Genomic DNA, 21017 nt, shown 5'->3' on the forward strand with positions numbered 1-21017 from the left:
AATATAGAACACCCTCCTGACCTACCTAAAGGGAGGAATTTAGTTACTGCTTTGTGATCTATTTTCATCAATTAGTGATCATTTACTTTTCGATGCTTCAAAAAAACAGTAGGAGAAATCTTTTAAATATTTCAGGACTATACAATGTGTTGGATCCCTTTAGGGAATATTAGGGTAGCGCTGACCCACTGCAATCCTTCGATGCGCCAAACCGTCCCAGGAAGGGATTTATAATGCAATCATTACGATTTTAAAATGGTTATTACCCTAATAAACCACCAAATAAAACACTAGCCACATAAAAAAGAATAGCACATAAGTACTCAAAACGATGTAGGCTGATATCCTCAGCTTTTTTCCACTGAGGAAATAGATGCCAAGCACCAATACAGGCCAGTACAAAACTTCAAAAATGTTGATCGATTTTAAGGGGTAGTGCCACTTTGGTGCGATTTGTGTGTAATCAATCAGGTTGATGAGTGAAAATGGATAAAACGCCATGTAGTCATTGTAGTCAGGATCAGTATAAAACATGGTAAACCACAATACCTTGACGATTTCCGGAAGGAAGAACACAGTTTCTGCCAGCATCACCATTTTCCAGAGTTGATTAAAGTGAAGCCGATACCCAAACATGAAACATCCAATCCATAGGAGCAAAGTTGTCCAGGTCCATTTCCAGGCAAGGAAAAGTGGCACGCTGAGGTATTGGATTCCGTATAAAATGTCAAATACCCATATTTCTCCACGCTCATTGAGCACCTCAAAAGCGGCAATAGAATCAATTATGAAAATTCGCTTAACAAAAAGTAGGGCAATGTATGTTAAGCATATAATGAAGAACATACCAGCTCCGTTAAAGTCGAACCAGTTTTCAAGAAATTGCTTTCGGTATTTGCTTAAACGTTCCGTCATATAGATTTGCGATCAGATGAGATTACACGTCAAAAATATCATTGCTATTTTCCTAATCCTATTCTCGGTAGGTTCAAAGGCTCAGTGGACACAAGACTTGCTAAATGGAGATACTGCTAAGTACAGCTTGCTTATCAATCCTTTCATCCAGGTCGAAAGCACTGAAGCCATCAACGCCATGTACAATTTTGAATTCAAGAAAGCAGATTCTCATTTTACCTATTTGGAAAAAAACTATCCATGGCACCCGCTTCCTTATCTGCTGAAAGGATTAAACTATTGGTGGCAAATAGTGCCTAACTACGAAAACAAAGCTTATGATGAAGAATTTCTTTCCTACATGGATACCACCAAAATTCTCGCTGAACATATCTACGACAATTACAATGAAATAGAGGGAGCCTTTTTTTTAGCTGCAGCCTATGCTTTTGAAGGAAGGCTATACTCTGAACGAAGAGAATACCGAAAGGCTGCTTTGGCGGGTAGTAGATCTTTAAAGTATTTGGGCGAATGCAGAGGACATGAAACCTACAGTCCTGAGCTGCTATTTGGTGATGCTTTGTTTAACTATTATGCCGAATGGATCAGGGAAGAGTATCCGTTGCTTCGTCCCATTATGATTTTCTTTCCGGAAGGAGACAAAAAGGAAGGGATCGAGCAGCTAAAGGAAGTTACCAGAAATGCTTTTTACTCCAGAACTGAAGCTCAATTTTATCTAATCAGAATTCTCTCCTCGGGTGAGAATCAGGATTTGTCGGAAGCTGTGAGAGTAGCCAGGATTCTACATAAGGATTATCCGGATAACCCCTATTTTCATCGATACTACACCAGACTTCTGTATCAAATGGGCAGGTATGGGGAGGCAGAAGAAGAAGCGCTCGAAATACTTGAACGTATTGATGCAAATCAAAGAGGATACGAAGAAAACAGCGGGAGATATGCCTGTTTTTTCTTAGGTCATGTCAACGAGCTCAGAAGAAAATATGATCAGGCCAAAGCATATTACAAGCGAGGAATGGAATTCGCTGAGGCCATAGATGCAACGGACATGGGGTATTATTTTTACTCCTTACTGCACTTGGCTACTATAGCAGAGAAAGAAGGAGATGAGGATTTGGCTAAAGACTATTATAAGCAGGTGAAAAAAGCCGCAAAAAGAAGCCATTCTGCCCATAAGCAAGCCAGGAGTCGTCTGAGGGAATTGTAATTCTGTCCAATTTAATAATAAATCGAATACTAAAAAATCCACTCCTAGGAGGGGTAGGGGTGGGTTAGCTCAAATATCTTAATGGAGCTTCTTTATAAGCATGTCATCTCGACGTAGGAGAGATCTCTATAGTTTAATTCACTTATTAGTTTTGTAAAGATTTTTCACCACCGGCTGTGCCGAGGGTTCGAAATGGCATTCATGTATTTTGAAATTATTCAAAAACTAAACGCCCTCAGCCACTTCTCTTTATTTACTTCAACGCTGTAGTCTGCTTCCACCGTTTTTCTTCCTGCTTTACCGACACGTTTTCTCAGTTCTTCATCTTCTATCAGTAAGGATAATTTTTTCACCCACTCTTCTGCTGTGGATGCCAGAAATCCATTTTCTCTATCCTGTATGATTTCTGAGTTTACCCCGACAGGAGACATAATGGTAGGTATTTCAAGCGCCATGTACTGGAGGCCTTTCATTGCACACTTTCCTTTTGTCCATTCATTGTCAGGTAATGGCATTAAGCCAATATCCAATTCTGATAAGTCCTCTACCTCTGTCTTACTTTGCCATTCAACCCCACGAATGTTGAGGTCAGGAAATGAACAGGTTGGGTCACCAATTACTTTGAAATAAACTTTCTGTCCATACTTTTTTTTAATGGTCTCTAGCGCCGGTATTACAGTTTTAAAATGCTTGATGGTAGAAAAGCTCCCGGTCCATCCAATACAGATTCGATCTTTTAGTAGATCTTTTGACTTGTATTCATTTAGAGAAACTGTACTTGGAATGATGACTACATCATTGCTGAATTGAGAGGCATATTTTTTCAGGTACTCGTTCCCAACAATTACCCGGTCTGCCAGCGTACAGATAGTCGCTGTTTTTTCAGGGTTTTTAGCTTATTGAATATTCCCTGATTCGGGTTTTCATCCATTAACCAGATGGCATCATCAAAATCATAGATGATTTTCACATTCTTTTTACAAAGCCACTTTTCAAAAAATGTCCCAAAGAAGAAAGCATCTCTGTAGATGTAAATGATATCAAAACCACCGGCGTTAAGCACACTAAAAAATCTTCTTAAAAAAGCCTTTAGACCCACCCAAACTTTAGGAAGCATTTTATTTCCATAGAAAGTTTTGTCTTCATTTGCTGTTTTTAGAAGAGGGCTTATTATGCATGTAATGCCATTTTCTGTGAGGTATTCCAAATATTGCTCATGTCGATAGCGTTGACCCGGTGAGCGGTCTTTTCGGTGAAGAACTAAAAACAACGCTTTCATAGCATCCACTTTTTATACCATTTCTGAAATACGTAAAGCGTCCAGAGTGTGGAATGAACATCTCCGGGGTTTTGTGAGAAAAGCTTCTGCTGGAGATCCATTACTCTCGTGGGATTAAAAACCTGTTGATTTTCAAGAAAATCTTTATCGAATACAACCTCTTCGACAGAGGATTTTAGTTCATTTCTCATCCAGCTGAGCATGGGTACTTCAAAGCCTTTTTTGGAACGATGATGAAGCTCCTTAGGTAAAATATGCTCAAAAGCATCCTGTAAAACAGTCTTTCTTCTGTTTTTATCAATTTTAAAATGTGGAGGTAATGTGCGTGCAAAAGCAACCAGGTCTTTATCTAGAAATGGCACGCGCACCTCCAAACTATTAGCCATGGACATCAAATCCACCTTAGTGAGCATATCACCAGGTAAGACAATCCGCAGGTCCATATCAAGGAATTCATTTAAGCTTAAATCATCATTTCCATCCTGGAAACGATTAATGAACTCATTTACTGTTTCCTCTTTCAATGGATCAGCCATCAATTCACTTGCTGAAAGATTGAATGAAGCAAGGTGCCAATACTTTTGGTATGATTTCATTTGCATCAGTTGCGCATACTTGGCTGCTCGTCTGGCAAAGTTTCCAGCGGTGGACGACCTTGATGAAGGAAGCGATTTTAAAAACGGTGCTAACCACTTAATGATGCTATTTGGTAGGGTTTGTTCTCCGGATCGCTGAAAAGCCAAATGTTTGTAATAACCGCCAAACAATTCATCCGCACCATCTCCTGACAAAGCTACTTTAATGTGTTGGCTTACATGCTGAGATAAAATGAAGGTAGGTATTGCTGAAGAATCAGCAAAAGGCTCATCAATGTAATTAATCACCTCGTCAAGACTATTCAGGAGATCATCGTTCGTGAGAGAAAAAGTTGTATGGTTTGTTTGAAACTTATTTGCGACCAGCTCTGCAAAATTCGTTTCATCAAAAAAATCGTGATCCCGGTACCCAATGGAGAATGTGTGAAGGTTTGGATTAAACTTGGTAGCCATTGAAACCACTGCTGATGAGTCCGTACCGCCACTAAGAAACGACCCAAGTGGAACGTCTGCCACCATTCTGCGTTCTACAGCCTGTTCTAAAAGCTGTGAAGTTGTTTGCTTGGCATTTTCATAGTTTCCATGAAAAGGATTTGGTTTTTCTAACTCCCAAAACGGCTTGATTTCGATCTCGTTTCCTTTGATAGTCATCGAATGACCGGGAAGTAGTTTTTTAACTCCCTGAAGCATACTCATATCATGAGGTAGATAGGTGAGCCTCAGATACCAGTAAAGTGCACTTTGATCAATGGTCCTTTCGAATGGAAATTGCATCAGGGCTTTCAACTCTGATCCAAAAGCTAAGAAATTTTCATTCCTATAATAATGAAGCGGCTTAATTCCCATCCGATCCCTTGCCAGCAGCAGGGCCTGAGTTTCTTTGTCATAGAATGCAAATGCAAAAAATCCATTCAACTTTGCAAGGCATTGCTCCCGTTGCTGAATCAAAAGATACAACAAGACCTCCGTATCTGAGCTGGATTGAAAGTCCACGTTTAACTCGTTGGCAAGCTCTCGATAATTATATATTTCACCATTAAATACGAGCGTATACCTTCCGGACTTATCCGACATGGGCTGATTGCCTCTTGCAGAAGTATCAATAATTGAAAGGCGTGTATGTCCTAATCCTACAGATTCGTGCGTGAATGTGGCTTGATTGTCCGGTCCCCTTTTATCAAGAACTGAGGTAGCCTTTTTGAGTGATTGAGATAAATCACTGTCATTTGCGAAGTTTTTATAGCCGGTTATGCCACACATGGATAATTAGTTGGAGGGGTCTGCAATCGGAAGAAAGTCCAAAAAATTTTCCTTACTGATTATTTCAAAAGTTGCATTGGGATATGCTTTAGTAAAGGTAATTGGAGGTTTTACTTTTCTTGGTTTAAACTTGAATTCGAAAGATGAGATGATACCATCACGCTCTTCAATGTAGTCAATTTCCTGTCGACTTTTTGTTCTCCAGAAATATGTATTTGCTTTAATGTTGGAATAGTGAAGGTGTTTCTTCCGTTCGGAAATCAAGAAATTTTCCCAAAGAGCCCCTTTATCATTCCTGTTTTCAAGATTCATAAAATTTGAAATTACTGCGTTTAGGAGACCATTGTCATAAAAGTATATTTTGCGAGTGGTGCTTATTTCATTTCTTAAGTTTCTACTAAATGGCGAAAGCCTAAAGATCACAAATGTTTTCTCTAAAATGTTAATGTAGTTGATGATAGTGTTTTTGTCAGCACCAACAAGATTAGATAGCTCATTGTAAGATACCTCCTGACCAACTTGAAGTGCCAATGCTTTTAAAAGGCGTTCGATTATTTCCGGCCTGCGAATTCCTGATAACGAGAGTACATCTTTGTATAGATAGCTTGACATTAGTTCGATCAAAACCTCTCGCTCATAACCTACTGCGTTAATCACTTCCGGATACATGCCATAAAGGATCCTATTATCTAATTGAGCATGTGCTTGCATGTATCCAAAATACTGCTGGAATTCGGCCCATGAAATTGGAAACAATTGTAATTCCCATTTTCTGCCGGTTAATGGCTCGTTAATACCATCTCCTAATTCAAGGGCTGATGAGCCAGTCACAAATAGTTGGCATTCCGGAAAATTATCGGTGATCAACTTTAGCGTGATGCCAATATTTGATATTCGCTGAGCTTCATCAATAAAAATAGTCTGAACCTTTCCAATAACCTGCTTCAGCTTTTCCAGGCTAATATCAGTGAGCTGCTCACGTACGAAGGGGTCATCACCATCTAGAAATAAATAATTGTCTTTTTCCTCTACAATTTCCTTTAGAAGGGTGGTTTTACCTGTTTGTCGCGGACCAACAATAATGATCGCTTTTTTGGCGATCTTAAGTCTTTGATCAATGACAGATTTCAACAATCTAGGTATCATAATCACCAAAAGTAATGATTATCTGTGATTTTATTCACCAAAAGTATACTATGGGTGCCCTGACCCTAAAGGATTTCAAAATTGATTTTTTCCGCCTTTTCTTTTTGAGATGACAGGGTAAAAAGGGCGAAGTTGACAAAGTAGGATTAGCACTGTTGAAAACAATTAGAACAAATGGATTAAAAACACGTGCTTTTATGACCGGTTATGCCACACATTCGATAGTAGGTCGAAATTCTGACTGCTATGTTAGCATCAATTTGTTTATTTGTATTCAGATAAGTAAGATTTTCACATGCTTTCTAAGGGTATAATCGATCAAATTAGTGCGTTCTATCGACAAGAGGACTCTGTGTCTTTAGTGTATATCTTTGGATCTGCAGTTTCTGATCAATATGGTGATACGAGCGATATTGATATCGCTTTTCTCTTGAAGGACGGATTGCCAAATGATAAACAGTACCTTAGGTTCTATGAAAGAATGCAGGAACTAACAGGAAGAAGTGTTGATTTGATTGATTTAGGAGCTGCTGATACTGTTTTGAAGATGGAAGTGGTGGGAAAAGGTATGCTTATTTTAAAGCGTTCGGGTGCAGATCAGGAAACGTTTGAAAACAAGGTTTTTCAGGAGTACTTAACGCTTAATGATGATCGGAAAATCATCCTCGATGAAATAAAGCAAAGAGGAACAGTCTATGGATGACGTGGTATTGAATAAAGTAGCTGCGTTAGAGCGCTGTTTGAATATGATACGAGAAGAAGGTACGAAAGACTGGAAAAGTAATTTCACTTATCAAGATGCTCTTCTGTTGAATCTTGAACGAGCTTGTCAGGTTTGTATCGACCTTTCGGCTCACATTGTGAGAAAAAAAGCGCTTGGATTACCTAAATTTTCGCGAGAGCTTTTTGATTTACTGGAAGCATCCGAAATCATTGATAACTCAATGGCAGTTGAAATGAAAAAAATGGTTGGATTTAGGAACCTCATCGTTCACGAATACGGCACACTGAATTTGAATATTATTGAAAGCATTCTCAATAGCAAGTTAAATGTGTTTGAAGAATTTGGATCATTGATGATAAAGAAATCCAATGGATAGGTTGGTCTACTTAAAAAACAAAAAAATTGCCATCTTAGGAGGGTCAGGTACACTGGGGCGAGCTTTGGTTCGTGAGCTACTCAATGAAGAAGTAGGTCGTATACTTATTTTTTCTCGAGATGAAATCAAGCAGCTGGAGATGATGGAGGAATTTCCTTCTGATAATTTCCATATGCTGGATTTCAAACTTGGGGATGTTCGCGATCTACCCAGGTTGAAAGAGGTACTTGGTGGGTACGATTATGTCATTCATGCAGCGGCAATCAAGCATGTGGTAATGGCGGAAAAGAATCCTGAGGAGTGCCATAAGACAAATGTGCTTGGGACTCAAAATGTGATAGAAGCTTGTAAAGTGAATAATATCACCAGAGCGATTTTAATCTCTACTGATAAGGCAGTAAATCCTATTGGCGTATATGGTAAGTCCAAACAGGAGGCTGAACAAAGATGGTTAAATGCTAATACAGAAGACGAATGCCAATTCAATGTTGTTCGCTTGGGTAATATTATTGGAGCACGCGGATCTGTTTTTGAAGCCTTTGCGAAGCAACGAAAAAATGGTGTGATTAAAGTGACGCATCCAGAAGCCACCCGGTTCTGCATTACGCAGAAGGATGCTGCTCAGTTTGTGATACAATCATTAGCCACAGATTTTAAACAAATTTTCACTCCTGAAATGGAGGCATTTCGAGTAGTAGATCTTGCCAAAGAAATAGCACCTGAATGTGAAATAGCGTTTGTGGGATTGAGGCCGGGGGATAAGCTTCATGAAGAAGTGAATGGCGTATCGTCATCCTTAGTAGTTGAGAATGTAATTTATGGGAGTTAAGGACCTCATTATCACCCCTATTTACATGGTGCTTTTAACCATGGTAGCTTATTTTATACGGCCATATGTTACGAATAGAGCTACTAGAAAGTATTTTTTACCTGCATTATGGGTGCGGTTTGCAGGAGCGATTGCACTTGGACTAATCTATCAATTCCACTATGGAGGTGGAGATACGTTCAACTATTTCACGCATGGGAGCCGATGGATATGGGAGGCGTTTTTAGAAAGTCCTCTAAAGGGGATTCAATTATTAGTAGATAATGGCTCTCATCCAAGAGCACCTGAAACATATGAGTATAGTTCCAGAATATGGTACTACGGTGATATTAAATCTTTTACAGTCGTTCGAATAACGGCACTTTTTGGGCTTTTTACCTTTCATACATATTCAGCCACTGCATTATTTTTCGCTACATTCAGTTTCAGTGGTTTGTGGGCAATGTACACCGCTTTGCAAAAGCGATATCCCAATGCGAAGTACCTACATTTGGCAATTCTTTTTATCCCCTCACTAGTATTTTGGGGCTCAGGAATTCTAAAAGATACAGTAACGCTTGGAGCCTTGGGCTGGGTCACTTGGGCGATGATTCATATCTTAATACTAAGAAGAAGGAGGGTGATTGCGATTATGATAGCAGTTTTAGCTTCCTTACTGATTCTGAAAATCAAATCTTACATTCTGCTTTGCTTCGCTCCGATGGTTTTCCTCTTCTTATACTTTCAATTTTTGAATAAAGTAAGGAACATCGCACTAAAGGTACTGCTGGTACCTGTACTAACTGTTATTATAGCTGGGTTTGGCTATCTGTCTGTTACATACGCCGGTACCGATGAGTACAATATTGATAACATTGCACAACGTGCGTCAGTAACAGCTTATGATATTCGATATGGGTGGGGAGCCCGCACAGGTGGGGATGGAGGATACGATATTGGTATTCCAGACGGCACCTGGCAGAGCATGATTGCACTAGCTCCAAAAGCAGTCATTGTCAGTTTATTTCGACCCTTTCCCTGGGAGGTAAAAAACCCGTTGATGCTATTAGCAGCCTTAGAGAGTTTGATTATTACTACACTTACAATAAGATTGTTCCTATCAGGTAGTTGGTCGACATTGAGTAAGGATCCTTTTATGCTTTTTTGCCTCGGCTTCTTCCTGCTCTTTGCCTTTGCTGTTGGGATTAGTACTGGTAACTTTGGAACATTGATGAGATATAAAATTCCTATGATGCCATTTTTGTTTATCGTACTTTTAAAAAGATGACCGTAGATCTTGAGTCTACGATGCATCTTTAGATTTCTCTAGTTGAAGTATTTTAATCATAAACTGGCTATGCTCTTCCGGATTTCGCTAAAATTAGGGCTGAAATGATGAATAAATCGATCTTCATAATTGCTGAAGTAGCTCAGGCACACGACGGTAGCCTTGGAATCCTGCATTCTTACATTGACGCAGTAGCTAAACTTGGAGTTGATGCCATCAAGTTTCAAACCCATATAGCAGATGCTGAAAGTAGTGAATATGAGCCGTTTCGGGTCAATTTTTCTTACGAGGATAAGACAAGATATGATTACTGGAAGCGGATGGAGTTCACTCTTGATCAATGGAAGGAGATTAAGATGCATTGCGACGAAGCAAACATTGAGTTTATAAGTTCACCATTTTCTATGCAGGCAGTAGAGTTGCTAGAACAAATTGGAATCGAGACCTATAAAATCGCCTCAGGCGAAGTTGGTAATCTATTAATGATTGATAGGATTATCTCCACTGGAAAAAAGGTCATCATTTCCTCTGGTTTGAGTGATTTCAAAGAGCTGGATAAGCTATCTGTTCACCTAGAAAATAGTCAAGTTGATTGGGGGTTATTGCAATGTACCACGGCATATCCTACTCCTCCAGAAAAAATTGGACTAAACGTGATGCAGGAATATGCAAATAGGTATAATGTTCCTGTAGGCTTATCAGATCACTCGGGTGATATTTATGCTTGTCTCGCAGCAGTGGCTTTGGGGGCATCATTGCTTGAGGCGCATGTGACTTTTCACAAGTCTATGTTTGGGCCTGATTCAAGTTCTTCACTCGATATGGATCAGTTTGGGAAACTGGTAAGCGGTGTTCGTTTTTTAGAGCAGACTTTAAATAACCCGGTCAAAAAGGATACGCAAGCACTTGAAAAGCTAAGGAAGACTTTTGGTAAATCATTGGCGATAAACAAGGATCTGGATGAAGGCGCAATCATCACAATTGAAGATTTAGAGACAAAGAAACCCGCAGGCTATGGAGTTTCACCGTCGATGTACAAAGATGTTGTTGGGAGGAAAACCAATCGTATAATGAAGATGAATGAGTTTCTCAATTTTGGAGATTTGATATGAAGAAAATTTGCGTAGTAATTACAGCAAGACCAAGCTATAGTCGGATTAAAACTGCCTTGGAAGCTATAGCAAAGCATCCAAAGTTGGAGCTATATATAGTTGTTTCAGCTTCTGCAGTTCTAAATAGGTACGGTAATGCTGTTGATATACTTGAGGAAGATGGATTTGAGATTCATTCCAAATTGTATACTGTTCTTGAAGGAGAAAGCCAAGCATCTATGGCTAAAACTACCGCACTAGGGATATTGGAATTGAGTACTGTTTTTCAAAATCTAAGTCCAGATGCTGTGGTTACTATAGCAGATAGGTTTGAAACCATGTCCACAGCTATTGCGGCCTCCTATATGAATATTCCATTAATACATATTCAAGGAGGTGAGATCACTGGAAATATTGACGAGAAAGTAAGGCATTCCATTACTAAGCTTTCTGATTTGCATCTAGTAGCAACCGAAAAAGCAAAAGAGAGGGTTATTAAGCTTGGTGAAGAATCAAGTAAGGTTTTTGTAACCGGATGTCCGTCGATTGATTTGGCAAAAAGGGTGGTTGAGTCAAGTAATTTCTTGGATTTTGATCCATTTCAAAAATATGGGGGTGTCGGAGAGCTTTTCGATATTTCCAATGGATATTACATTGTACTGCAGCATCCAGTCACCACTTCCTTTGATAGTGCGAAGGAGCAAGTACTTGAAACTTTACATGCCTTGAACGCTATCGAGATGCCGACCCTTTGGTTTTGGCCGAATGTAGATGCAGGTTCTGATGGTACTTCAAAAGGTATTCGTACATTTAGAGAATTGGTCAATCCAGAGAAAATTCATTTTTTTAAGAACATGCACCCTGATGATTTTCTAAAATTGCTGATACATAGCAAGGGCATTATTGGAAATTCAAGTGTAGCTATTAGAGAATGTTCATACCTTGGAGTACCTGCAATAAATATTGGTGATCGTCAAAAAAATAGAGAAAGAGGAAAAAATGTAATTGATACAGACTATACCAGAGATAAAATTATTGATGCCATTAACAGCATTAGCAATCTTAAGCTTGGTGAAAGTGATTATTTATATGGTAATGGGCAGTCTGGTGAGCAAATTGCTCAAATAATTTCTGATTTTTCTTTCAATATAGAAAAGCAACTAACCTATTGAAAATATTAGCTATCATACCTGCCAGAGGAGGGAGTAAAGGAGTAAAGAGAAAAAATTTGCAGAAACTGCATGGCAAAACTCTGATTAGTCTAGCTTACGAGCAAGGAGTGGCGTCAGGCGTTTTTGATAAAATTGTTGGTTCCTCTGAAGATGAAGAAATCTTAGCTTCGTTTAATTCCTTGGGCTGTGAGACAATCGTCAGACCTGACGAGTTGGCATTGGATGATACACCAATGAATCTTGTGATTGAGCATATTCTGAATTGTTTTGAAAAAGAGAATTTGTACTTCGATTATTTTTTTATTCTGCAGCCAACCGCTCCTTTCCGAAGCTACATTGATATCCGAAATTGTGCAGATCTCCTAAAGGAAAAAGATCATAACTCCATCGTTAGCCTATACAAAGTGGAAGATCATCACCCATCAAGGATGTACTATATTAAGGAGGAGAAGCTAATTAAAGTTTTAGAAGAACCCTCTAGTGGATTGCGACAGGATTTGACACCTGTTTATCACCGTAATGGTGCAATATACTGTTCTTCTATTTCAGCTTTTAGAAAAGAAAAGAAGATTCTTTCAGAGCCAGTATATCCCTACATTATGCCTCTAGAGAGGTCCATAAATATTGACACACCGGTTGATTTAGAGCTAGCAAGAGTCTTATCGGAAAAGAAAGGTTGATATGAAAATATTAATTTATGAAGAAGAGAACTTTGATAAAGCTGTCATTGAGTTTCTTGAAAACTACGGTACAGTAGATGTGGGATTCAAAGGATTACCCATTAAGGAAATCTTCGAAAGGTATGAGGTATTCTACTTTCGGTTGGGAATCCAAATCAGGCCTGAACATTTTTCTTCGTCTTCAATCATTAAGATTATTGCTACACCTGTTACCGGATTGGATCATATTGATCTCGATGCTTGCGAAAAAGCTGGAGTAAAGGTCATCTCTCTCAAAGGACATACCGAATTTCTAAAGTCAATAAAGGCTACAGCTGAGCATACAATCGCACTTACATTTTCTCTTTTAAGAAAAATACCATTTGCGTTTGATGATGTCAAGAGCGGCAGCTGGTTGAGAGATAATTTTATCGGTCAGGAATTGCATGAGAAAAAGGTTGGAATTCTAGGGTTAGGTAGGCTGGGAAAAATCGTTGGAGAATATTTCTTAGCGTTTGGGTGTGAAGTATCCTTCTTTGATCCAAGGGAGGATATTCCTGCGGAATGGGAAGATAAAAGAGTTAATGACCTTGAAAGATTTCTAAAACCTTTGGATATTCTTTCGATTCATGTTGACTTTAATGACAAAAATTTTGAGATGATAGACGCTAAATTTTTGTCTTACCTACCGTCTAAATGTGTAATTATCAATACCTCTAGGGGTCAATTAATTAATGAAATAGATCTTTTGGCTGCATTAAGTAATAAGACTATATCTGGAGCTGCATTAGATGTGGTTCAAAATGAATATGATTTTTCAAAAGATAATTTACTAGTGAAATACGCTAAAGAAGCTACCAATCTGATTATCACCCCTCATATTGGAGGGAAAACATATGAATCGATGAGGAAGACAGAGATGTATATCGCAAAGCTGATTGTTGCAGAACTATAGTTTTTTCAATGAATCTGCTAAAATGCCACTGATGAATTCCCCGCTCTCTTTATATAGATGATTCCCATCAGTAGTCATGACTTGAGGACTTAATGATTTCAAATTGATAAAATTAACATTATAATCAGATGCTATTTCATTCATCAAATGATCGAAATTTGGAGCATATTTTTCTTCAATATTGAGTAGTTCAGGTGAAACTGGAAGGCGAACAAGACTAACTTTTCCATATCCTTTTAGCTTAGAGATCAAGATTCTTAGATAATCAATCCTGCTTTCTGATAGTTTAGATCTATTGAGTTTTTTTAGGTAGCTTGAAAGTTTTGCAAATTTCCTCCTAGCTACTTCGGGCTCAGTCATATCGATATTTATTTCCAGCCAACCATCCGCATGTAAATACATGGAATTAGGAATAATATAGTTGTATAGAATTGAATAATATGGTCTTTTGTAACATTTCAAGACATATTCAATATTGGGTTTTGAATTGACGAACTTCATTTTATCCAGAAAGAGATTGTTTTCAATAAACTTCTCAGGATTGTCAGTTTCGTTGGTTCTGTTAGTAGATAATGACCATGGGTTAACCTCTAAAATGAAAAAACTATCGTTTCTTTCTTGTTCTGAAAGTTTTCTTAGAATGGAGTTATTGTATATCGGTCCATATGGAGAATTATTGAGAGTAAAACTGTAATTAAAGAGATTAGACCCAATATTTTTATTGATAGTATTAGGAATGATTCCCTGGGCAGCTCTCGAAGAGCCTAGAATCAACGACTCTTGCCTTTTGGATGTGAATCTATTGTAAAAGGGATCAGTCTTTGGTCCTGCAAATAACCATATGTAGAAGTAAAAGAGTAACATGCAAGCGACTACTGCACCCGTGAAATAGCGTATACTAAAATTGAAAGTAGATGAACTGTTCTTCATTTCTGATACCAAAGAAAAGGATAAAAAGAAATAGGATAATTAAATAGATGTGCTTTAAATGTTTATACCGAACTCTAAATAACAGAATAAACTTTTTAATATATATTTCTTCCAAGACCAATAAACCAATGAAAGCAAATGACAGAAGGAACTCAGGCCGATTTGAATACTGAAACATATCAATGCTTAAAGTATTAGGGTCAAAGTAGAGCAGGTTTGAGAAAATTGTAACAATATCGTCGTAAGAATTAGCACGAAAAAAAACCCATCCAATACAGACTACTATAAATGTAAACACCTGCATGATGACCTTATTGGTGCTGATATTGATATACTTTGAGCCTAACCTTTCTAAAAAAACGATTACTCCATGATAGACACCCCAGATAATAAAGGTCCAGTTGGCACCATGCCATAATCCACTGACTGCAAATGTTATCAACAAGTTGATTGAGCTCCTTTTGTACCCTCTTTTGTTACCTCCGAGTGGTATGTATACATAGTCTCTAAACCAGGTGGATAATGTAATATGCCATCTTCTCCAGAATTCAGTGACAGATGAGGACAAATAAGGTTTATTGAAATTTAAGGTGAGTCGGACTCCAAAAATTCTAGCAACACCAATGGCAATGTCCGAATAGCCAGAAAAGTCACAATAGATCTGAAAAGCAAAGAAAACTATTGCTATTGCAACCTGAAAACCGGCATATTCCTGGGGGCTATCAAATACCAAGTCAACAAAATATGCTAGTCTATCTGCGATTACGACTTTCTTGAATAATCCGTACAATATTAACCTTGAACCGCGTCTGAAGTTATTCCATGTAATCGCTTCAAAACTCCTTAGCTGCGGTATTAATTTTTTAGATCTTTCAATAGGACCAGCAACCAATTGTGGAAAGAAGCAAACGAAAAGTGAGAATTGACTTAAATCCTTTACAGCCTTAAATCTTTTATTGAAAACATCTATAGTATAACTCATTGTCTGGAAGGTGTAAAATGAGATACCTACAGGTAAAATCAGTCCTATTTCAGCAATATGAGTTGAAAATATCCCATTAATCGAGGTTATGATGAAATCAAGATACTTGAAGGTCAATAGTAGAGTTAGGTTGGAAGCGATGCTTATGAGCAATAGGTTTTTTCTAACTCTTGGGTTATTTAACTTTGAAAGTCTTTTAGCAATGTTGTAATCTATTGTTGTTGATAATACTATCAAAATGATGTATTCAACTCGCCAGTACATATAAAAAAAGTAGCTAGATAGAAGCAGCCATATTATCCTAGCTTTGGATGGAATAAAATGATAGATCAATATTACTACTGACAGAAAGATGAAGAATTCTAAGGTATTGAATAACATGCTATGAAAAAGGAAGAAAGTAAACCTAAGCAATACAAAAAAACGAGACAAAAACGATTTAACGATTTTCTTGTAACTAATAGATACACCAGAAAATTATTAAAGATAAGATACCACTCACCTAATATTCTCAAACCGTCAGTTAGCTTGGGGAATGAAAGCAGAGCCCTTCTTGAAGAATTCAAAGAAAATGGGATCATTAAATTCCCATCATTATATATAAAAGAATGTGATTTTATTCTGAATGAATACTTGGAACCAGCGCTACGTGATGACTTCTCTCGAAAACCTTTTATGGTTTCAACGCTGAACCAACGTGGTTTGGATATGGGTAAGGAAGTTTCGGTGAAGCTATCCATGGATATTCCTGAGCTAAAACGTTTATTTTTTGATGAGAATATCTGTGGAATTCTTTACAATTTTTTTCAAAGACAACCTTACTATCGGAATCAGCCAGTGCTCGTACAACACACCTACCGTGAGACAAGCAAGAAGGATATACAGGGCAAATATCATCTGGATAATGGTCTGGATCAGGTCAACTTTATGCTTCTTCTGAACGATATTGATGAGAATGATACGCATATGGAGTATGCGTTAAAATCTGTCCAGGAACCTGTGACTATTAGGGATCTCAATCGATTTTCTTTTGAAGATGAGGATATTGCTGAGAAGTATCAAATTCTGCCATTGATTGGGAAAAAGGGCACATTATATATGTTTAATGCAGGTAATGGCTACCACCGAGCTCTTTACAAGTTGAATACTACAAGGAAAATTTTACACTGGATTGTGACACCAGGTCATACACTGGACGGTGATCAATTTGAAAGGAAGGAAGGCTGGAGTCATATCAAGGAGAAACCTGCCTTTGTGAAGTCAATGATAAAAAAACTACTCTAGAGTTGCTCAACGATTATTCGTATATACTCAGATACTATTTTTCTGCTTATTTCTACTCGCTTCAAAATAGATCCAAGGAAGAATTTAGCCCCCCAGGTTTAGGAAACAGATTAGTTCGTGCTATGAAGTATCTGTATTGGGGTGGTAAGTATATTCTTAAACCGGCTATCCTCAATAATGGCTCAGCTCTAATGCAGACAGAGGTGCTTCTTGTCACTATTTCCCAGAATAATTATGCTGCAATATCTTTTCTAGAGGAAAAGATTGAGTGCAGCGGATTTCTGTCTTTAAACTACCCATCCTATTCAGAAAGAATACCTTTTGTCTCTCCTGCTGCTCATTTCCGACACCTGTTTTATTTTCCGTTAGTATTTGCTTTTCATCTATTTAAAACGCCAAAATACACCTGGCGATTTTTTGATTTGATCCTGTACAGCTGCGGATTAGTACCAACTTACAAGCGGATTTTAAGGAAAATCAATCCACGTGTTGTCGTTTTTTCCAATGATCACAGCATCCATTGCCGTGCTTTTCATAAAGCAGCCGACCAACTGGGTTTAAAAACAGTATATTTACAGCATGCTCAGGTAATACCGGAATTCCCCCCGCTGGATTTTGATCTGTCTCTTCTGGAAGGACAAAAAACGCTGGATCAGTATGAGAAAGCCGGTCCAATTTCCGGTACGGTTAAGTTGATCGGAATGCCGAAGTTTGATCCATATGCGTCGAAGGAACAAAAGATCACAAAAATTACGAAGGTGGGAATCTGTCTTAGTAAACAGGATGATCTTGATTTCGTAGAATCGACACTGGATCGTTTAGTCACCACTTTCCCGGAAATAAAGTTTATTGTTCGTCTTCACCCGCGCGATACGAGGAAATTTGAGAAGCCGGATTTGGTTACTAACGCGGATCCTTCACTTTCCATTTTTGAGTTTCTTAGTGACGTTCATTTCCTGATTGCAGGAAATTCATCAGTTCATCTTGAAGCAGCATTGTTAGGAATAAGTTCGGTTTATTTTGAATTTATCGATGATGGTAATGTGACTGATTCTTATGGTTATGTGCAGGATGGACTAATCGATTCAGTGGAGACTTACGAGGAGCTTGAGTTATTCTTAAGAAGAATGATTGATAAGCCACAGAATAACAGGTATGATCTAATTAATTATTACAATTCTGCCTATAGAACAGCGTATTTTGGGAATAGTGCTGAATTAGCTGCAAGCTTTATTAAAGATCAATTAATGAGTAGCGAATCTTGAAGACTTCCATTATTCTACTTGTCTCTCCTGAGCCATGGAAACATATATTTGTTTCTAAGCACCACTACGCCATTGAGCTTGCAAACCGGGGACATACGGTACTATTTTTGAATCCTCCTTCTGATAAATATTCTCTACAGTCTACAGAATACGATAATCTGTATGAGGTAAACTACCCCGGTTTTTTGAAAGGACTGAAATTATTTCCACGATTCTTTAGAGTTTTTTCCACAAGGAAGGTATTCAGGAAGATTGAATTGTTGATTCAATCGTCCATCGACATTTTATGGTCTTTCGATAATTCTGTTTTTTTTGAGATGTCAGCACTCCCTTCTCATGTTTATCGGATATCTCACATAGTGGATGAAAATATGAATTTTCAATTCGCACGAGCTGCAATATCTGCTGATCTTTGCTTAGGTAGTACAAGAAATATTGTGAGGCGTTTGCGTGAGGTAAATGAAAATGCGCACTTTATCAATCATGGGTACTCTGAGCACATGCCGGATCATTTCTCACTACCGAAGACCGATAAAATAAGGGTAGGCTATGCTGGAAACCTGGATATCAGGTACATCGATTGGAAGCTGATTGAGGAAATAGTTAACAAACATCCGGATGTGGAATTCTACTTTGCTGGAAGTGGTTCAGGTCCACTGTTTTCAGAAAATGTCTTGTATTCGGGAAAACTCACCAAAACACAGCTGACAGGATTCTACCAAGCAATGGATGCGTTAATGATTGTTTATAGAGCTGATGAATTTCCTAATCAGCTTGCTAATCCACACAAAATGATGGAATACCTGGCTTCAGGCAAACCAATCATTGCTACTCTTACACATGAATACGAAAATTATTCGAGTATTGCTATGTCAAAAAGGAATGGCGAGTTCCCGGACCTTTTTGAACAATTCATTCAAAACCTGCAGGTATGGGATACAGTCGCTTTGCGAAATGAGCGGATGCAGATCGCAATTGCAAATACCTATCACAAGCAAGTAAGTAGGATAGAAAATCTTATGGGTATATCATGAGTAGTTTAGTATCCATTATAATGCCAGTTTACAATGGAGAGCGATACCTCTCTGAAGCTATTAGGTCGGTCTTAGATCAAACTTATACCAAGTGGGAACTCTTGATTATTAATGATGGTAGTGATGATCGATCGAAGGAAGTTATCATGTCTTTCGATGATCAACGGATCAAGTATTTTGAGCAGGAAAATAAAGGAGTAAGTGCAGCCAGAAATGTAGGACTCAATTACATGCAAGGCGAATACCTCTGTTTTCTAGATGCAGATGATGTGTTCCCACCAGAATCACTATCCGTACGAATGGCTCTTTTTGGGAATGATCCTAAGCTGAGATATGTGGATGGTGGTATCATTTTTACAGACAGTACGTTGACACCCACTGGGCGAAAGGCGTTTCCGTCATATCGCGGTTTGCCTTTATCAAAGCTCCTGAGGCTCGATTCCTCCTGCTTTTTTGGCAATACATGGATGATCAAAAAGGTAGATGGCTTACATTATGAGTTCAATGAAAGTATGAGCCATTCAGAAGATGTCTTATTTTATTTGAGCATTTGCCATCAGCAAAATGGCTATTATTGTTACGTGAACCATCCAATTCTATATTATCGCCAGCTTGGCACTAGTGCTATGTCTAATTTGGGAGGGCTTGAGAAAGGATACATCTCGTTGATAAGTGAAGTACGAGAAATGGGAATTGGGAACCGCCTGAATAGGTTCATACTGAAGCTGAAGTGTATTAAGATCATGTTTTTGTCATACCTTTTTGATGGAAAGGATGTAGGGAATGCCTTTTTGTCAATAATAAGAATTGCCCGAGTTTGAAAAGCAGACACATCATTGTGTATATCTACAATAGTTTTAAAGATCCCCTCTTTCAAAACCTAGTTTTTTCTTATATCAAAACCCTGAGTAGACAGAAGTGTGGGTGTACTTTTCATCTCATTACTCATGAGCAGGAGGCATACGCTCTTACACGGCAAGAAGCAGAAATAATTCACAAGATTTTGCAAATAGATAGTATCTATTGGTATCCTCTAAAACACCGAACGGGTAGTTTCCTTTTGGTAAAAAAGCTTATTGACTTTCTTAGGTCATTTTTGTTAATCCTTTCACTAAAGATTAGGTATCGTATTGAGAAGATATTTTGTTTTGCGAATATTGCAGCAAGTTTTGGGCTGTTTTACAGCAAGCTGCTAAAAATGGATTTGGTCGTCTATTCGTACGAGCCTCATAGTGCCTTTATGTTGGAGTTGGGGGTCTGGAAAGCTTCAAGCTTGAAATACCGTTTGTTACACAAAGTTGAAGAATGGGTAGGAAAGTATGCTACTCATATCATGACAGGTACTAAATGGATGGTAGAAGAATTGAAGAAGAGAAAAACTAGAGCGAAAGTTTACCGCGCCCCGACTGCAGTAGATCCGAATGTTTTTTTATTTGATCAGCAAATTCGTCAGACCCATAGGAAAGAACATGGTTGGGTTGAGAAAGCGGTCTTTCTTTATGCTGGGAAATTTGGTGGACTTTATTATACTGAAGAGGTCTTTTCATTTTTTAGAAGAGTAAAGCAACGCATCGCCCACGCTCATCTACTGGTAGTAAGCAGAGATAATAAGGAAATGATAATAGACTTTGCTGAAAAGTACTTAGATTCCAAGGATTACACCTTGAGGGAAGCCAGGTCTGCGGAAGAGATGGCTAGTTGGATCTCTGCGGCTGATATTGGTATAAATGCCATTCCTCCGACTGATGCTCAAAAGTTCCGATCACCCACAAAAGTAGCTGAATACATTACAGTAGGAATTCCTTACATCTCCACTGAGGGAATTTCGGAGGATGATTCGTATGCAAGGGATTACCAAATTGGTGCAGTGACTCCATCCCTTTCCGGGCAACCGTCGGATTCGTTTTATAATGAGCTTGAATTCTTGCTCACTGAAAATAAGAACCAACAAGTAGCTCGAATTCGAAAAGTAGGCCTGGAATACCGCTCTAAAGAACATATCAATCGTATTTTGAAGGCTATTTTTTGCTAATTCAAACAATAAGT

21 protein-coding genes are annotated in these 21017 nt (G+C 38.3%); 14 read left to right on the forward strand and 7 right to left on the reverse strand.

The features are described from left to right. Positions 1–267: 267 nt before the first annotated feature. Positions 268–915 (reverse strand): hypothetical protein, encoded by a 648-nt coding sequence (locus ACQK2H_RS04930; protein WP_425390356.1) that lies wholly within the window; start codon positions 913–915, stop codon positions 268–270. A 16-nt stretch (positions 916–931) separates the two neighbouring features. On the opposite strand from ACQK2H_RS04930, the gene ACQK2H_RS04935 reads away from it, so the two are divergent. After that, positions 932–2122: a tetratricopeptide repeat protein gene (locus ACQK2H_RS04935; RefSeq protein ID WP_425390357.1), complete on the forward strand. Its 1191-nt coding sequence runs from the start codon at positions 932–934 to the stop codon at positions 2120–2122. 218 nt (positions 2123–2340) lie between these two features. Here ACQK2H_RS04935 and ACQK2H_RS04940 read toward each other — a convergent pair whose 3' ends face one another. Genes ACQK2H_RS04940 through ACQK2H_RS04955 form a run of 4 tightly spaced genes read right to left on the reverse strand, consistent with a single transcriptional unit; the run spans position 2341 to position 6403 of the window. Beyond that, positions 2341–2991: a glycosyltransferase family 4 protein gene (locus tag ACQK2H_RS04940; protein ID WP_425393124.1), complete on the reverse strand. Its 651-nt coding sequence runs from the start codon at positions 2989–2991 to the stop codon at positions 2341–2343. Next, a complete protein-coding gene (locus ACQK2H_RS04945) occupies positions 2967–3401 on the reverse strand; it encodes a hypothetical protein (protein ID WP_425390358.1) in 435 nt (144 codons plus the stop codon). Before ACQK2H_RS04945 ends, ACQK2H_RS04940 begins: the two co-directional genes overlap by 25 nt. Next, a complete protein-coding gene (gene asnB, locus ACQK2H_RS04950; RefSeq protein ID WP_425390359.1) occupies positions 3398–5257 on the reverse strand; it encodes an asparagine synthase (glutamine-hydrolyzing) in 1860 nt (619 codons plus the stop codon). Before asnB ends, ACQK2H_RS04945 begins: the two co-directional genes overlap by 4 nt. A 6-nt stretch (positions 5258–5263) precedes the next feature. Further along, the gene (locus ACQK2H_RS04955; RefSeq protein WP_425390360.1) at positions 5264–6403 is read right to left on the reverse strand and encodes an ATP-binding protein; all 1140 of its coding nucleotides are present in this window, start codon (positions 6401–6403) and stop codon (positions 5264–5266) included. A 295-nt stretch (positions 6404–6698) separates the two neighbouring features. Here ACQK2H_RS04955 and mntA point away from each other — a divergent pair, with 295 nt between their 5' ends. The 8 genes from mntA (at position 6699) to ACQK2H_RS04995 (ending at position 13476) form a co-directional block, all read left to right on the forward strand. Then, on the forward strand, positions 6699–7106 hold the full coding sequence (gene mntA, locus ACQK2H_RS04960) for a type VII toxin-antitoxin system MntA family adenylyltransferase antitoxin (protein ID WP_425390361.1): 408 nt from the start codon (positions 6699–6701) through the stop codon (positions 7104–7106). Further along, positions 7099–7503 carry a type VII toxin-antitoxin system HepT family RNase toxin gene (gene hepT / locus ACQK2H_RS04965; protein WP_425390362.1) on the forward strand — a complete coding sequence of 135 codons (405 nt, stop codon included), beginning with the start codon at positions 7099–7101 and terminating at the stop codon, positions 7501–7503. The genes mntA and hepT overlap by 8 nt, the downstream gene beginning before the upstream one ends. After that, positions 7496–8332, forward strand: coding sequence for a polysaccharide biosynthesis protein (locus ACQK2H_RS04970; RefSeq protein ID WP_425390363.1), 837 nt, complete (start codon positions 7496–7498; stop codon positions 8330–8332). Before hepT ends, ACQK2H_RS04970 begins: the two co-directional genes overlap by 8 nt. Beyond that, complete coding sequence (locus tag ACQK2H_RS04975) at positions 8322–9599, forward strand: hypothetical protein (protein WP_425390364.1); 1278 nt, start codon at positions 8322–8324, stop codon at positions 9597–9599. The genes ACQK2H_RS04970 and ACQK2H_RS04975 overlap by 11 nt, the downstream gene beginning before the upstream one ends. A 104-nt stretch (positions 9600–9703) precedes the next feature. Beyond that, positions 9704–10711 carry an N-acetylneuraminate synthase family protein gene (locus ACQK2H_RS04980; protein WP_425390365.1) on the forward strand — a complete coding sequence of 336 codons (1008 nt, stop codon included), beginning with the start codon at positions 9704–9706 and terminating at the stop codon, positions 10709–10711. Beyond that, on the forward strand, positions 10708–11862 hold the full coding sequence (gene neuC / locus ACQK2H_RS04985) for a UDP-N-acetylglucosamine 2-epimerase (RefSeq protein ID WP_425390366.1): 1155 nt from the start codon (positions 10708–10710) through the stop codon (positions 11860–11862). The genes ACQK2H_RS04980 and neuC overlap by 4 nt, the downstream gene beginning before the upstream one ends. Continuing rightward, on the forward strand, positions 11859–12542 hold the full coding sequence (locus ACQK2H_RS04990) for a cytidylyltransferase domain-containing protein (protein ID WP_425390367.1): 684 nt from the start codon (positions 11859–11861) through the stop codon (positions 12540–12542). The genes neuC and ACQK2H_RS04990 overlap by 4 nt, the downstream gene beginning before the upstream one ends. A gap of 1 nt (position 12543) precedes the next feature. Next, positions 12544–13476 carry an NAD(P)-dependent oxidoreductase gene (locus ACQK2H_RS04995; protein WP_425390368.1) on the forward strand — a complete coding sequence of 311 codons (933 nt, stop codon included), beginning with the start codon at positions 12544–12546 and terminating at the stop codon, positions 13474–13476. Here the strand turns inward: ACQK2H_RS04995 and ACQK2H_RS05000 are convergent. Further along, positions 13471–14406 (reverse strand): hypothetical protein, encoded by a 936-nt coding sequence (locus ACQK2H_RS05000; protein WP_425390369.1) that lies wholly within the window; start codon positions 14404–14406, stop codon positions 13471–13473. The two genes, ACQK2H_RS04995 and ACQK2H_RS05000, sit on opposite strands and share 6 nt — an antisense overlap. Further along, complete coding sequence (locus ACQK2H_RS05005) at positions 14375–15652, reverse strand: MBOAT family O-acyltransferase (RefSeq protein ID WP_425390370.1); 1278 nt, start codon at positions 15650–15652, stop codon at positions 14375–14377. Before ACQK2H_RS05005 ends, ACQK2H_RS05000 begins: the two co-directional genes overlap by 32 nt. Positions 15653–15772: 120 nt before the next feature. Here ACQK2H_RS05005 and ACQK2H_RS05010 point away from each other — a divergent pair, with 120 nt between their 5' ends. From ACQK2H_RS05010 to ACQK2H_RS05030, 5 genes are all read left to right on the forward strand, one after another. Continuing rightward, complete coding sequence (locus ACQK2H_RS05010; protein WP_425390371.1) at positions 15773–16672, forward strand: hypothetical protein; 900 nt, start codon at positions 15773–15775, stop codon at positions 16670–16672. A gap of 122 nt (positions 16673–16794) precedes the next feature. Beyond that, complete coding sequence (locus tag ACQK2H_RS05015) at positions 16795–17937, forward strand: hypothetical protein (RefSeq protein ID WP_425390372.1); 1143 nt, start codon at positions 16795–16797, stop codon at positions 17935–17937. Then, positions 17934–18971 (forward strand): hypothetical protein, encoded by a 1038-nt coding sequence (locus tag ACQK2H_RS05020; protein ID WP_425390373.1) that lies wholly within the window; start codon positions 17934–17936, stop codon positions 18969–18971. The genes ACQK2H_RS05015 and ACQK2H_RS05020 overlap by 4 nt, the downstream gene beginning before the upstream one ends. Then, positions 18968–19792: a glycosyltransferase family 2 protein gene (locus ACQK2H_RS05025; RefSeq protein WP_425390374.1), complete on the forward strand. Its 825-nt coding sequence runs from the start codon at positions 18968–18970 to the stop codon at positions 19790–19792. Before ACQK2H_RS05020 ends, ACQK2H_RS05025 begins: the two co-directional genes overlap by 4 nt. Continuing rightward, a complete protein-coding gene (locus ACQK2H_RS05030) occupies positions 19789–21003 on the forward strand; it encodes a hypothetical protein (protein WP_425390375.1) in 1215 nt (404 codons plus the stop codon). The genes ACQK2H_RS05025 and ACQK2H_RS05030 overlap by 4 nt, the downstream gene beginning before the upstream one ends. The last annotated feature ends 14 nt before the right edge of the window (positions 21004–21017 follow it).

The sequence above is a fragment of the Ekhidna sp. genome, assembly GCF_965228795.1.
Classification (GTDB): domain Bacteria; phylum Bacteroidota; class Bacteroidia; order Cytophagales; family Cyclobacteriaceae; genus Ekhidna.

Bases quoted from the DNA above. Each gene is read 5' to 3' on its own strand.
- mntA (WP_425390361.1), top strand. From the start codon at position 6,699: ATGCTTTCTAAGGGTATAATCGATCAAATTAGTGCGTTCTATCGACAA.
- asnB (WP_425390359.1), bottom strand. From the start codon at position 5,257: ATGTGTGGCATAACCGGCTATAAAAACTTCGCAAATGACAGTGATTTA.
- ACQK2H_RS04945 (WP_425390358.1), bottom strand. From the start codon at position 3,401: ATGAAAGCGTTGTTTTTAGTTCTTCACCGAAAAGACCGCTCACCGGGT.
- ACQK2H_RS04935 (WP_425390357.1), top strand. From the start codon at position 932: ATGAGATTACACGTCAAAAATATCATTGCTATTTTCCTAATCCTATTC.
- ACQK2H_RS04980 (WP_425390365.1), top strand. From the start codon at position 9,704: ATGATGAATAAATCGATCTTCATAATTGCTGAAGTAGCTCAGGCACAC.
- hepT (WP_425390362.1), top strand. From the start codon at position 7,099: ATGGATGACGTGGTATTGAATAAAGTAGCTGCGTTAGAGCGCTGTTTG.
- ACQK2H_RS04930 (WP_425390356.1), bottom strand. From the start codon at position 915: ATGACGGAACGTTTAAGCAAATACCGAAAGCAATTTCTTGAAAACTGG.
- neuC (WP_425390366.1), top strand. From the start codon at position 10,708: ATGAAGAAAATTTGCGTAGTAATTACAGCAAGACCAAGCTATAGTCGG.
- ACQK2H_RS04970 (WP_425390363.1), top strand. From the start codon at position 7,496: ATGGATAGGTTGGTCTACTTAAAAAACAAAAAAATTGCCATCTTAGGA.
- ACQK2H_RS04955 (WP_425390360.1), bottom strand. From the start codon at position 6,403: ATGATACCTAGATTGTTGAAATCTGTCATTGATCAAAGACTTAAGATC.
- ACQK2H_RS05015 (WP_425390372.1), top strand. From the start codon at position 16,795: ATGAAGTATCTGTATTGGGGTGGTAAGTATATTCTTAAACCGGCTATC.
- ACQK2H_RS04995 (WP_425390368.1), top strand. From the start codon at position 12,544: ATGAAAATATTAATTTATGAAGAAGAGAACTTTGATAAAGCTGTCATT.
- ACQK2H_RS04975 (WP_425390364.1), top strand. From the start codon at position 8,322: ATGGGAGTTAAGGACCTCATTATCACCCCTATTTACATGGTGCTTTTA.
- ACQK2H_RS05025 (WP_425390374.1), top strand. From the start codon at position 18,968: ATGAGTAGTTTAGTATCCATTATAATGCCAGTTTACAATGGAGAGCGA.
- ACQK2H_RS05005 (WP_425390370.1), bottom strand. From the start codon at position 15,652: ATGTACTGGCGAGTTGAATACATCATTTTGATAGTATTATCAACAACA.
- ACQK2H_RS05010 (WP_425390371.1), top strand. From the start codon at position 15,773: ATGAAAAAGGAAGAAAGTAAACCTAAGCAATACAAAAAAACGAGACAA.
- ACQK2H_RS05000 (WP_425390369.1), bottom strand. From the start codon at position 14,406: ATGAAGAACAGTTCATCTACTTTCAATTTTAGTATACGCTATTTCACG.